We start from the raw sequence: 13,461 nt of genomic DNA, 5'->3' as shown, positions 1-13,461 counted from the left end.
CGAAATACTTGTCATGGTCCCACCTGCTCTTGGGTATCTCGCTGATGCAATCCACACCCCCCTTCAGGTTCTCCCAGTACTCCTTCAACGTCCTCGCGTTCGGGTACCTCCCGCTCACACCAATGATCGCCACGTCCAGCGGGCCATGGTCATCCTTGGAAGCCCCGTTCGAGGGCAGGAACCCGCCGAAAGGCCGAGCCGACGGGGGCGCGATCCGCCGAACATCCGCCATCGGCGAAGTCGAGGACACCGGCTGCAAGGCACCACGGTCTCCTCCCAGCAGCGCGGTGAGTTTTCCGGCATGCGACCGGACGAAATAGTCCGCCAGGCCATCCATGCTCTGGTATTCGAAGAACAGGGTCTTCGGCAGGGCACCGAAACTCTGCTCCAACTTCCTGGTCAATTCCATCGCCATCAGGGAGTCGATGCCGAACTGCGCCATCGCATCATGGGCATCAATGCGCCCCACCGGAACCTTGAGGGTGGACGAGAACACGCCCTTCAGATGGCGAACCATGCGGTCCTTGAGATCGCCCATGGACACGGCGATGGCGGACGCCCCAGGCCCGCCCCCCTCACGGGCAGACGCCTGCTGTGCTGGCATGGCTTCGGCACGAAGCCAAACGTTCGGCAGACGCTGGAGGATCTGCCCTTCGTTTCCAGCCAGCACCACCACCTGCGCGGCCTGCCCAGCCATGGCCCCTTGCAAAGCTGCCAGGCCCGACTGGGCGCTCAAAGGCGACAAGCCGAGCGTGCGCCACAGGCGTTCACGGGTTTCGCCATCGACCTGCATCCCGCCTTCTTGCCACAGGGGCCAGGAAATGGCCAGGGTCCGACCGCTGCGGACTCCTTGCCTGACCTGGTTGGCGCGCTCAAGCGCAAAAGCGTCCAGGAAGGCGTTGGCCGCGGCATAGTCGGCTTGCCCGACATTGCCAACCAGACCCGCCATCGACGAGAAGAGCACAAAGCACTGGAGCGGCAGGTCAGCGGTGGCCTCATCCAGTGCCACAGCGGCATCCACCTTGGGGCTGAACACCTCCGAGAGTTCCTGTTCGGTCTTCTTGAGAACAAAGCTGTCGCGAAGCACACCCGCACAATGGATGACGCCATCCAGGCGACCATGCCGGGCCAGCACGCCACTCACCAGTTTTCTGGCGCCTTCGGGTTCGCCAGCATCGAACCGGACCTGTTCGGCAAAGGCACCAGCCCCATGCAGCGCACGCAGGATCGCGTCATGCCGAGCGCCTGTGGAGTTTTTGCCCGTCAGGATCAGCCGAACGCCCGGCACCCGGGACGCCAGGTCTTGCGCCACCAGACGCCCCAGGCCGCCCAAACCCCCTGTGATGAGGTAAACCCCATCCGCTCGCCACGCCCAGTCACCGGGCCTGGGGGCAGGCAACTCAAGCAGCTCAAGCACCTGCCGCTGACCATCGATGTAGCGGATGTCCATACTCCGGGATCGCGCATTGTCGAGAACACAACGGGCCAGGTCCTCGGGAGGCAAACCACGCTCCAGCGTGATCATCTGAACTTCCTGTTGAGGACGTTCGTGCCAGGCACTCTTGAGCATCGCACCCAGGCCTTGCTGCAAAGCCTGCGCGGCGCCAGCCGGCACCAGCAGTTGAATCAAAGCGGGGCCATCATGGCCGTCTCGCAGGGTGCCTTGCAAGGCGCGCAGCATGTCGCGCGCATGAGCGCCATAGGCCAGCGCGGCGGACAGGCCATCGGAGAAATGATCGTGGAACACCTCAATGCGTGCGCCAGGCAGTTCGTCGCCCAGGGCTCGGACCCAAGCCGCGTCTGACAAGCCCTCCGCCGCCAAGCCACCGATGAGCCAGACCCGGTGATCGGACGGGAGTCCACCGGTCGCCCCCTCGGTCGGGAGCAAGGCCTGCGGCTGCCATTGAAGCTGCCGCATAAGCACAGTCGGAGCCACCGTGGCATCGCCCACCAGGCCGCCCACCATGCGGCAGCGCAAACCGCGCAAGCTCAAGCACACCCGACCCGACTCATCGGCGATGTCGACATTGAAAGTCTGCTCGGAGGCCATCAAAGCCGCCGAGCCATGGAACACCGCCTTGACCCACGCTTGCGCGGGAACGTCGGCGTGCACCTCGACCGACTCAAGGGCAAACGGCAACAACGGCTTCGTGCCTTCACCGAACGCCGGCATGAGGGCAATGCAGCATTGCAGGGCCGAATCGACCAGACTCGGATGCAAGCCAAACTTGTGCCGGGTGTTACGAACCACCTCGGGCAATTCGATCTCTCCGAGAGCAATCAGTCCATTTTGGGCATCACCCAACAGGGAAATGGTCTTCACCCCCTGATGCGCGGCGCCATAGTCCAGGCCCATCTTCGCGAATGCGGCATAGCACTCGGCGCGGTCCATGGTTGAAGAGACTGGGTGTCCCCGCAAGGTGTCAAGCTTGATCGAGGGCTGCTCACCAGCCTCCATCCCCACGACCATCCCCTCGCAGTGAAGCCTCTCCCCGAGTGCCCCGCTTTGGACTTGAAAACGCACCATGCCGCCATCACGCACGTCCAGCACGACGTGGACCTCAACGGCCAGCTCATCCACTACCAGCGGTGCCAGGAACACGATTTCCTTCAAACACAAAAGCTTCCCATCAAGCCCGCCTTCGAGCGCCTGGACCACGGCCGTCCGGGCCATCTCCAGGTAGGCAGCACCCGGCAAGACCGGGTGCTGGCTAACGCGGTGGTCGCTCAGGAAGAAGTCGCTTCTTGTCAGCGTGGAGCTGTACCTGGGTCCACGCCAATTCGAGGTATTGCGCTGAACCAGCGGGTGCAGGTGCGCCGAGGAGCCACCATGGTCATGACGCTCTTCGTCAGCCGCGACCCAATAACGGTCTTTGGAAAATGGATAGGTTGGCAAACTGACACGGACATGTCGCGCACCTGAAAACAGGGGGTTGAAGTCAATGGTCGCGCCACCAACATGGCATGCCGCCAAGCTCAGCAAAGCGCTCAAAAGATGCGCATCGCTCGTGGCCGCCTTGCACGCGGCAAGCCTCTCGGCAGCCTGCGAATCAAGCTCGACCAGGTCCTGCTGTGCCAGCCGCCTGCTGCTGCCAACAAGAACCCGCTCGTGGGCTTTGCCTTCCAGCCATGCGCTCAGGCAATCACGCAGCTCATCGGGGTGGCCCACAACACAGGCAAAACGGCGGGCGAAGTGCCTGCGGGCTGTCAACAGGGTGAAGCTCACGTGGCCCAGGTCCACCTTCTGCTCGCGCTGGCAATGCAGCATGAACTGCTGAACTTGCGTCCGCAATTGCTCGTCCGATTGCGCAGACAAGGCGATCAGGTAGCCGACACGTGCAGGGGACGCGGGCACCGCATGGGTGGCTTCAGCCAACACCAAATGCGCATTGGTTCCACTGATGCCGAATGAACTCAGGACTGCGCGGCGAACACCGCCTGGCGGCACAACCCAATCCCGCAATCGGGTGTTGACGAAAAAGGGGCTCGCCTCAAAATCAATGTGCGCATTGCCCTTTTCGAAATTCAGGCTGGGAGGCAACTTTCGATGCTTCAAGGCCATGAGCAGCTTGCTCAACCCCGCCACGCCGGCGGCTGCGACGGTGTGTCCGATGTTTGTCTTCACCGAGCCGATGGCGCAATAGCCTTGTCGCTGCGTGTCTTTGCGGAATGCGCGCGTCAAGGCCTGGTATTCGATGGGGTCGCCCAGTCGGGTTCCGGTTCCGTGAGCCTCGACCAACTGAATGTCGTCGGCGTGCACCCCGAACCTGTCATACACCTCGCGCTCTAGCCGTTCCTGAGAACGCGCGCTGGGGGCCGTCAAACCATTCGTCGCTCCGTCCTGGTTGATGCCCGTCCCCACGATGACGCCATGGATGTGGTCCCCGTCGGCCAGGGCGTCGGACAAGCGCTTGAGCACCACGGCGCCCACACCCTCGCCGGGCACGAAGCCATTGGCGCGGTCATCAAATGCATGGCAGCGCCCATCCGGCGAGAGCATGTCGGCCCGCAAGGACAGCAAGAAAAATTCAGCCGTGCTTTGCAGAAAAACACCACCCGCCAGGGCCATGTCGATCTCGCCAGTGCGCAGGGCCTGGCACGCCAGGTGAATGGCCACCAAGGAGCTGGAACACGCCGTGTCGACCGCGATCGCGGGACCTTGCAGATCCAGGAGGTAAGCGATGCGCGCCGGCACGACCGCACCCGCATTGCCCCAAACGGTCTGCGCCGGACCGTCCTTGATGAGGTTGAGGTAGTCACCCTTGCAAACACCAGCGTAAACCCCGCAATTCATCCCCCCGGGGCCCACGCCTGCATAGCCCGCATCTTCCAGTGCCCGCCAGGACTCCTCCAGGAACAGGCGCTGCAAGGGATCCATGACGGATGCCTCCAGGCCGGAAATGTTGAAAAACCGTGCGTCGAAGGCATCGATGTCCTTGAGGAAGCTTCCTTCGCGGCAGTAGGGAACTTCCGACGAGAAATGAGCGGCCAGGTCCCAACGGGAGACCGGTTCGATCAAATGCTCTCCACGGGCCACGTGGTCCCACAGTTCCTCAACCGTGTTCGCCCGGCCGTAGCGGCCACTGTGGCCGACCACGGCGATCGGCTCGACCGACGCCTTCAAAGGGCTGCCCCCGGCAATTGGAGGCTGGCCGGGCTTGAGCCCGGCGACCAATGCCGCCCAATCAATCTCAAACGGAGGGACCGTTGCAGGCCCCACCGGCCGGTGGAGTACATCCCCTGACTTGCCCATCTCTCGCGGCGACTCGGCCACTGCCGCCAATGCCTCATCCGGTTGACCCGCCAACGATGCGATCAACTCTGGGTGCTCGACCATGATGTGCGAAGCCAGTTGATTCACCGTGCCATGGTCGAACAGGACCGTGGTGTGCAGCGTCAAACCCAACGCTGAGTTGATCTTCTTGATCAGGCCGACAGCCACGATCGAATCAACACCGTGGTCGGAGAAGGCCGCATCGTCCTTGATGTCCGCCGGGTTCATTTTCAAGAGCTCGGCCACGCAAGAGCGCACGCCCTGCCTGATTTGAAATGCAGTGGTCATGATGGATCAATCGGAAATCAATGAAGGGGCAACAACCGCCTTGGAAAGTGGCGAGGAGGGACTTGGCGTGGAACTGGCGCTCGACCAACTGGTCTGGACCAGGCCATCGCTGAAAGCCACCACCACCTGCTGGCCCAGGCCATGCGCCAGGCTGGCGGGATGACTGATGCGCTCAAATCCCTCGTCTTGCAAGGCTCTGAACCATCCCTGTGGCGACAGGGCAGGGGCCCCCAGGCAGCGCAAGGCCTCGTCCTGGTAAGCCCACCATCCATCCATCAAGCCGAACGTGAGATGAGTGAACACACTGCCACCCACGATCTCGTTGAGCAGCAGGCACCCGCCTTTCTTCAGCAGTGCTTTGGCATGCCGCAATGTCCGTCGAATGTCCTGCGTGGCGTGAAGCACATTGGTGGCGATCACCACGTCATACACGCCGGCAGCCAGGTCCTGGCCGTCCAATGGCAATGCCACATTGAACAGACTGGTCGCCAGGTAAGGCGCCTTCTGCGCGTAATGCTGATGCGCATGGAGCAGGAACGCTTTCGAGATGTCCGTGTAACGGTATTCCTGGACGACGTGGGCAAAGGGTTTGAGCAGATCGAACATCAGCGCACTGGTTCCGCCAGTGCCTGCGCCGATCTCGGCAATCCTGAACGTTGCCGATGGATCGGCTTCCAGGCATGCGGTCATGTGAGACAGGAGGGACTCACCCAGGACGGCATTGAAGTAGTCAGCCACAGGGTTGTGCTTGTAGATGCCCTCGACCAGCGACATTGACGAGTCCGGGAAAATAACGTCGGTGGAGCGGACGTCACCACGCAGGATGGCGGGCAACGCCCGCAGGCAGGCGTCGGCCAGCAAGACTTGGGCACGGCGGTGTGGATCAGCGCGCCAACGGGGCAGGCCGCTTTCCCAGGCCTGCCATGCATCGGACACATGCGCGCCCTGACCCTGCAGGATGCGCAGGCTTTGTGCCATCCATCGGTCGCACAAGGCGGGCGATCTAGGCTTCTTGCGCCATGCATCGGCCTCGATCCGCCCACCTTCAAACAAGCCCGATGCCAGGAGTTGGGCCCTCAGCACACCACACAGCACACGGTCAAACTCCCGTGATTGCGCCAGCGCCTCGGTGGGGTCGACGGGAATCGGCAAAGTACTGGGGCCTGGACTGACCGGTTGGGCGGCCACCTCCAGCTCGCACGCGCGGATACCCACCTCGGGCAAGACCCCCAGTTGCTCGGCCACCACCGCCTTGCTCGCCTTGAGGTACACCACTTGCCGCAAGGGCGATGACAGCAGTTGCTCAATCAGCGCCAGGCCTTCGTCAGCCGCAATGGATTCGATACCAGCCTGCGCCATGCGTTGCCGGTAAACCGGCGATGCGACGATGCCCACATCGCCCCAGTATCCCCAGTTCACCACCTTGACGCGCCAATCAGGGCGGGCTTGCGCCAAAGCGTGCGCGTGGGCATCTGCGAAAGTGCATCCAGCGGCATAGTTGGCCTGTCCCGGCAATTTCGCCAGGCTTTGGACGGACGAGAAGAACAGGACGAAATCGAGGGTCTCGGCCGCGAAGACCTCGGCGGCGTTAAGGCAGACTTGCGCCTTCGCCGACAAGACCGATCCAAAGGAAGCTTCATCCATGCGCGCCAGGCTGTTGTCCTGCAACTGGATCGTGGCGTGGACCACCCCATGGATGGCCCCGAACCTGGTTCGGATGCTCCGATAGGCGGCCTGCAACGCCGGCAGATCGGTGGCATCGGCGCAGACGTAATGAGGCCGGGGCCCGTGGACAGCGATCCGATCACATCGGGTGGCAATGCCCTCATCCTCGGGGCGACGCCCCACCCACACAACCTGTGCGGCGTGGTGCTGCACCAGATGCTTGGTCAGAACTTCGCCCAATCCACCGGCGCCGCCCAGCAGCACATAGACGCCTCCGCGGCGAAAGCCCGATGGTTTCACCAAGTCCGGCAGCTTCACCCTTGTCGTGCGCGATTCATACCATTGGCCAAAACGGTACAGCATAGGATGGCCGGATTCATCAGGCGGTAACGATGCGATGCACGACCAGGGGGGGACGTCGCCCTCGGCCACATCCACCAGCCTGATTCGCCATTGGACAAACTCTTTGGCCAGGGACCCCACCAAACCGTGAAGGGCCGCATGGTCAGGACGGATGGCCTCATCGGCTCCGATGGCCTGTCCCTGGGTCGTGACCACGGTCAAGCTCAATGGCCGAGCCTCATACCCCAACGCGAGCAATGCCTTGATCAGGCGGAAACCCAAGGTCGCGGAAGCCGCTCCGGCCACACCCGGGATCCACACCAGCTCAGCGATGTCACCGCAACGGTCCAGGGCCTGCGTCAGGTGTGGCGTCTCATCGGCACAAGACACGCCCACCAGAGTCGCACCAGGATGGTGGTGGCGGAGGTTGGCGCATGACGCCTCATCGTCCTGGGCATGCACAATCACCCGACGAACATCCAGACCCGATGGCTGCGGCCTCATGTCCGGCGTGAATGGACGCCAGCAGGGCACGAGGGTCAACGCCTCGGCCCGACTGGCATCGGTCGCCTCGGCACCGATGTTCAGCAAGCGGACAGACAAGCCCTGGACCCTGACCCGCACATCCCCTTCCGTGGTGACGACCTCAATGCTCAAACGGCAAGACGTCGCGTGCCCTTCGTCGTGGTCGATGCGTGCGATAGCCTGGGCTCGTTCGGGCAGCGGCCCGAAGATTTCGACCTGGTCAATGGCGTAAGGCAAACAAAGGCCTCCGCCGTAGGCATCAGCCCCTTTGGCCTCGAAGACCAGACTCAGGCCTGCCTGCAAGGCCCCATCGAGCAGCCCTGGATGAAGCACGAACGCCCCATGCCCAGCTTTCAACGAGTGCGGCAACACCAACTGCGCCATGGCGATGGGCCGCCCCTGCGCATCCGTCCCGGCCTCAATGTGATCGATGGTCCGGTGCCCCCGGCCATAGTCCAGCCCCATGGCCGAGAAAGCTTGGTAGCACTGCTCAACACGCAAGGTTCGCAACGTTGCCCCCAGGCGGATGGCGTTCACATCGCATCTGGGCGGGGGGCGCTGGGACGCCACCGTGGCACGCCCCTGGCTGAGCAGCATCGCAGGTCCGGTCTTCGAGTGGCCATGAATCTCAAAGCCAATGCCTGCTCGATGGTCAGGCGCCAAGGTCATCTTCAAGTTCAAGGTGCCGTCCGCCACGGCAGCGCTGGCGAACACCACGCAGGTCAGGGTGACCCCTGCCTGGACGCCCTGCGGAATGATCGGCCCCAGGATCCTTTGCACTCCAGCGTGCGCCATCTCGAGATGCGCTGCGGCAGGCAGCACGCGCTGCCCCTTGACCACATGGTCGGCCAGGAAAAACTCCTGGCCAGACAAACGGGCGGTGAAGGCAAATCCTTCGGAATCCGACGCATCTACTTGCACCAATGGGTGCAAGAAATCCTCGCCAGAAGCGCGCAAGCTCGCGGCCCGTTTGCGGACGACAATGCTCCCCACCGAGTACCCAGCCCCAAACGAACAGACCACGCCCAGGTCTCCCGCCTGCAAGTCCGCGCGGTGATGATGGAAAGCAATGATGGAACCCGCAGATGCCGTGTTGGCATAGTCGCCCAGGATGAGAGGGGCCAGGGCATCGCCCGCCTGGCCGCCCACCATCTTCTTGATGACCTGCTGGTTCATGCCTTCGTTGGCCTGGTGAAGCCAATAGCGCTGTAGCTGTCCGGGCTTCAAACCCAACTCGGACAGCTGGCTCTCGATGTGGGCCACGGCGATCGGAACGACTTCCGTGAACACCTTGCGCCCTTCCTGGCGGAAAGTCTTGTTCCTGGCCTCGGGATCGGTATCCTCGCACCGGTTCATGAAACCGAAATCATTGCGGATGTTGTTGGAGAACTCCGTGGCCAGGCGCGTTCCCAGGATTTCCCATTGGTCGGGGGAGGTCGCGGTTTCCAAGCTTTCGATGATGACGGCGGTGCAGATGTCGCCAAAGATGAAGTGGCAATCACGCTCCCTCCACTCCAGGTGGGCCGAGGTGATTTCGGGGTTCACCATCAGGACGCATTTCGCACGCCCCGCGAGAATGGCGTTGCTCGCCTGCTCAATGCCGAAAGTGGCCGATGAACAAGCGACGTTCATGTCGTAGGCATAGCCCCGCACGCCCAGCGCCTTCTGAATCTCGATGGCCATGGCTGGATAGGCACGCTGCATGTTGGCCGCGCAGCACAACACAGCATCGATGTCGTCGGCAGACTTGCCCGCCTGAGCCATGGCTTGGCGCGCGGCGTGCACGGCTATTTCAGCCATCAAGGACAGCTGGTCTGCCGGCCGCTCTTCAAAGCGGGGATACATCCTGGCAGGGTCAAGCACGCCCTCCTTGTCCAGCACGTAGCGCTGCCGGATCCCCGAGTTTTTCTCGATGAACTCCACACTGGAGCGGGCCAAGGGCTGCCGGTTTCCAGCAGCAATGTCGACCGCGTGCAGCGCATTCTGCGCATCAACATACTGGTTGAAGGATTCGACCAGCTCGCCATTGCTGATTGAATGCGGCGGGCAATAGATCCCCGTGCCTGAGATGACCGCGCACCTCATGCACGCCCCCTGCCCGCATTCCAAAAAAGCACGGCAAAAGCAGCCGTGCAAGCCTGCACGGCACTGATTTGCGAACTCATGGTTCTTCCCTGATTTTTTTGCAGCCTTTTGCGACTGCATTTTTATGCATCAACCGCGTTCACCGCACTGCGATCAGCTACAGCACGGTAAACGGGACACTTTGATCAGATCGTAACCGCTGAACGGCGCTCAGGGTTATCTCCAAGGGAGAACCTTTGGTATCAAAATGTTCAAGCCAAACCACGGTTCGATAAAACCCCGGACTCGACCACGGCCTGGCCAAACATCAGCCTGTCGCGCAGGCCCTTCTCGGCCGACGTCAGGTTGAAGGTCTGAAGCAATGCGGTGACCGAAGGCCAGACCCTGGCCGTGGTCGAGTCCATGAAGATGGAGTTTCCCGTGCTGGCGCCATCCGACGGCACCGTGCTGCAGGTGCGCTGCAAGGAGGGCAGTGGCGTCACGGCCGTGGCGCCACGGCCGGGCAAGATGTCATCGTGATGGCCTGAAAGCGGTGCCCGTGCGACACTCTGCGGTTGTTTTCTGATCCCAGGGGCACCCGCCCCGCGCCTGCTCGCCATGTCCACCCCCACGCCCTCACCCGCCCAAACCCCGCATGTCATCGTCATCGGGGGCGGCCCGGCTGGCCTGATGGCCGCTGAAACCCTGGCGGCAGGGGGCGCGCAGGTTGACGTGTATGACGCCATGCCTTCGGTGGGCCGCAAGTTCCTGCTGGCCGGCAAAGGTGGCCTCAACCTCACCCATGCCGAGCCCCTTGAAAACTTCCTGGGCCGCTACGCCGATCGCCGCGAAGCCCTCACTCCGCTGATCAGCGCTTTCAACCCGCAAGCCCTGCGCGACTGGGCCCAGGCCCTGGGCATCGAGACCTTCGTGGGCACCTCCAACCGCGTCTTCCCCAAAGACCTGAAGGCCGCGCCCCTGCTGCGTGCCTGGCTGCACCGCTTGCGCGAAGCAGGCGTGCGCTTCCACATGCGCCACCGTTGGCAGGGCTGGGCCTCTGATGGCGCCCTGACATTCACGTCTCCCCAAGGCGACATCACCGCCCAAGCCGACGCCACCGTGCTGGCCCTGGGCGGCGCCAGTTGGGCCCGCCTGGGCTCCGATGGCGCCTGGGTGCCCTGGCTGCAAGCGCGCGGTGCCGACATCGCCCCGCTCAAGCCCTCCAACTGCGGCTTCGACGTGGCCCCCACCGCCCCCGGCCGCACCGGCCGCACCGGCTGGAGCGAGCACCTGCGCGACCGCTTCGCTGGCCATCCCATCAAGCCCGTGGCCATGAGCTTCACCAATGCCCAAGGCCAAACGCATCGCCAGCAAGGCGAGTTCGTGCTCACCTTCACCGGCATTGAAGGCAGCCTGGTCTACACCTTCTCGGCCCGCATCCGCGAGGCCATCGAAGCCCAAGGCTCGGCCACCATCCACCTGGACCTGCTGCCCTCGCACACGCCCGAGCAAGTGCTGACCGAGACCAAGCGCCCACGTGGCACGCGCAGCCTGTCCACGCACCTGAAAAGCTGCCTGGGCATCCAGGGCGTGAAGATGGCGTGGCTGCACGAAGTGCTGACCCCAGCGCAACTGGCCGACCCGGTGCAACTGGCCCAACTGCTCAAAGCCCTGCCTGTGACCCTGGCAGCGGCCCGCCCCATTGACGAAGCCATCAGCACGGCCGGCGGTGTGCGCTTTGAATCGCTGACGGCCCAGCAAATGCTGCCCACCATCCCCGGCGTGTTCTGCGCAGGCGAGATGCTCGATTGGGAAGCGCCCACCGGCGGCTACCTGCTCACAGCCACCATGGCCACCGGCAAAGCGGCCGGCCAGGGCGTGCTGGATTGGTGGCGCGCAAGGCCTCAGGCGCATTAACATTTGCAATCCTTTTTTCACCTTTTCAGAACACCTTGGCGGCGCGCATTTCCGAAAAACAGCGGTAAAAATCTCACCCATTCAAATCAATGGGCGAGGGGGTTGGCGATGTCTGAGGAACGGATGCTGGAACATGCACGACCCGAGTTCGCGCAGGCTTGGCAAGACCTCCAGACGCACACCGTGCGCGAAGCCGTGGTCAGGTTCTACACCCGGCATGACGCCCGGCTGAACACCGCCATCCAGGCCGCCCCTCAAAGCTTGGCCTGCGAGAATGGCTGCAGCCATTGCTGTCGCCAATTTGATGTCGTGGCCCTGCCGGTCGAGGTGTTCGAGATCCACGCCCACGTGTTCCGGCATTTCAAGCCGGACCAGTTGCGCAACACAATCCAAAGGGTGACCAGCTACGTGGCCAAGCGCAAAGGCGTGAGCGAGGAAACGCGTTTGACGCTGCGAGACGCCTGCCCTTTCCTGGTCGACAACAGCTGCTCGATCTATGCAGTGCGTCCGTCCGTGTGCCGCAACTACCACGCGACCGACAAAGACAACTGCGAGAAGTCCTTGAACGAGCCGCTCAGTACCTGGCCCACCACCTACATCGACGAGGTCTTCTTCACCGCCATGGGCAGCTCGGCGGGCTTCCGGAACGCGGTCGCCGAACAAGGCCTGGACACGAAGGAATACCATCTCTCCGCGGCCTTCCTGGAAACCGTGCAGAACCCCAACTGCGTGAAGCGTTTCAAGAGCGGCAAGAACGCCTTCGTCAAGGCCACCCACACCCAGTTCAACCAATCATCAGGCGGGGCCTCACGCGCCGCGTGAATGCTCAATGCGCGTGCGCATGGGCGACACCAAACACCCGCTCCAACTCGGCAAAGCAAGGGTCCACCTCGCCTTCCTCGTTGATTGGATGGCGCTGCGCCGACATCAACAGGTGGCGCTTGCTGACCTGGTCGGCCGAGCGCAGCAACACCGCCAATTGAACCGGCGGCTGAGGCGGCGGCAAGGTGCCCAAGGCCTCCACGGCCTGCGTCACGCCCTCGGGGAAATTCCACTCCTTGGCAATGTTGGCCGAGATCTTCAAACTCAGCTTCAGGAAGCCTTCGTGGAACACCACCGTGTCCGGCGCACTGGGCCCTGAGTAGCTTTGGTCCAGCACCCGCAAGGCCGGGATCAACCCCGCGTTGACGACCATGCCCGCCAGATACGCTTCGAACTGATCGGCCCGAGGCCCTTGCAGATAGGCGCAGGCGTGGGCGCAACGCGCCGCCTGCGCCCACAAATGGCTTCGAGCCGCCTGGCTGAAACGCCCGGCCTGCACATTGAACACCGGGCGCATGGCCACATTGGTCACCAACTGGTGCATGCCTTGCTGCCCCAGCACCATGACGGCATCCTGCAAGCTGCCCATGGCCCGGCTGGCGCGGTAACGTGGTGAGTTGGCGATGCGGATCACCTCGCTCACCAGCGCCGGATCCTTGGCCAGGTGGTCGGCCAGCTCACGGGGCGGCACATCATCGCGGCGCACCAGGCTCATCAACTTGGGCAAGACGGCGGGCAAGCGGGGCAGCAAGTCGCGTTGTCCACGGGCATGCACCAACTCCTCCAGGCGCAAGAGCACCATTTGCTCGGTCGCATCGGCATCGCCCAGGCGCAGTTTCCCCAAAGACAGCAGCAAGGCACTGAAACGGCCATCCAGCGCAGGGTCCACGTCCGGCAAGCCGATGTCGGGTGCAGGCGTGGGCACGGCTGCAGGCGATGACACCGGGGCCACGACCGCCATGGGCGGCGCAGATTTCGCTGAGCGCGAGCCTCCACCCCACAAGCCTCGCAATGGCGTCCACATGGTCATCATCCCCCTGCGCAACAAATGGTTGCACCAGGGT

7 protein-coding genes and 1 pseudogene are annotated in these 13,461 nt (G+C 63.1%); 3 read left to right on the top strand and 5 right to left on the bottom strand.

The window, feature by feature from the left end:
- The 4 genes and pseudogenes from Q7V20_RS07350 to Q7V20_RS24340 all read right to left on the bottom strand — a co-directional run.
- Positions 1-5,062 (bottom strand): SDR family NAD(P)-dependent oxidoreductase (locus Q7V20_RS07350; protein WP_304788703.1); only part of this gene is annotated, 5,062 nt, incomplete at its 3' end.
- A gap of 6 nt (positions 5,063-5,068) precedes the next feature.
- On the bottom strand, positions 5,069-8,515 hold the full coding sequence (locus Q7V20_RS07345) for an SDR family NAD(P)-dependent oxidoreductase (protein ID WP_304788707.1): 3,447 nt from the start codon (positions 8,513-8,515) through the stop codon (positions 5,069-5,071).
- A 45-nt stretch (positions 8,516-8,560) separates the two neighbouring features.
- Positions 8,561-9,679: pseudogene (locus Q7V20_RS07340) on the bottom strand (beta-ketoacyl-ACP synthase III); the annotation flags it as partial.
- Positions 9,680-9,930: 251 nt separating this feature from the next.
- Positions 9,931-10,083 (bottom strand): hypothetical protein, encoded by a 153-nt coding sequence (locus Q7V20_RS24340; RefSeq protein ID WP_370652422.1) that lies wholly within the window; start codon positions 10,081-10,083, stop codon positions 9,931-9,933.
- On the opposite strand from Q7V20_RS24340, the gene Q7V20_RS24335 reads away from it, so the two are divergent.
- From Q7V20_RS24335 to Q7V20_RS07325, 3 genes are all read left to right on the top strand, one after another.
- Positions 10,082-10,198 carry a biotin/lipoyl-containing protein gene (locus Q7V20_RS24335; RefSeq protein ID WP_370652421.1) on the top strand — a complete coding sequence of 39 codons (117 nt, stop codon included), beginning with the start codon at positions 10,082-10,084 and terminating at the stop codon, positions 10,196-10,198. The genes Q7V20_RS24340 and Q7V20_RS24335 overlap by 2 nt on opposite strands.
- Positions 10,199-10,276: 78 nt before the next feature.
- Positions 10,277-11,575, top strand: coding sequence for a TIGR03862 family flavoprotein (locus tag Q7V20_RS07330; RefSeq protein WP_304788700.1), 1,299 nt, complete (start codon positions 10,277-10,279; stop codon positions 11,573-11,575).
- A 123-nt stretch (positions 11,576-11,698) separates the two neighbouring features.
- The gene (locus Q7V20_RS07325) at positions 11,699-12,397 is read left to right on the top strand and encodes a YkgJ family cysteine cluster protein (RefSeq protein WP_304788698.1); all 699 of its coding nucleotides are present in this window, start codon (positions 11,699-11,701) and stop codon (positions 12,395-12,397) included.
- Between the two features lie 4 nt (positions 12,398-12,401).
- Here the strand turns inward: Q7V20_RS07325 and Q7V20_RS07320 are convergent, their stop codons facing one another.
- Complete coding sequence (locus Q7V20_RS07320; RefSeq protein ID WP_304788696.1) at positions 12,402-13,421, bottom strand: HDOD domain-containing protein; 1,020 nt, start codon at positions 13,419-13,421, stop codon at positions 12,402-12,404.
- Positions 13,422-13,461: the final 40 nt, after the last annotated feature.

The sequence above is a fragment of the Aquabacterium sp. genome (assembly GCF_030652515.1).
Classification (GTDB): domain Bacteria; phylum Pseudomonadota; class Gammaproteobacteria; order Burkholderiales; family Burkholderiaceae_C; genus Aquabacterium.
The sequence above is the reverse complement of the archived record's forward strand: the minus strand, read 5'-3'. Positions and strand labels throughout refer to the sequence as shown.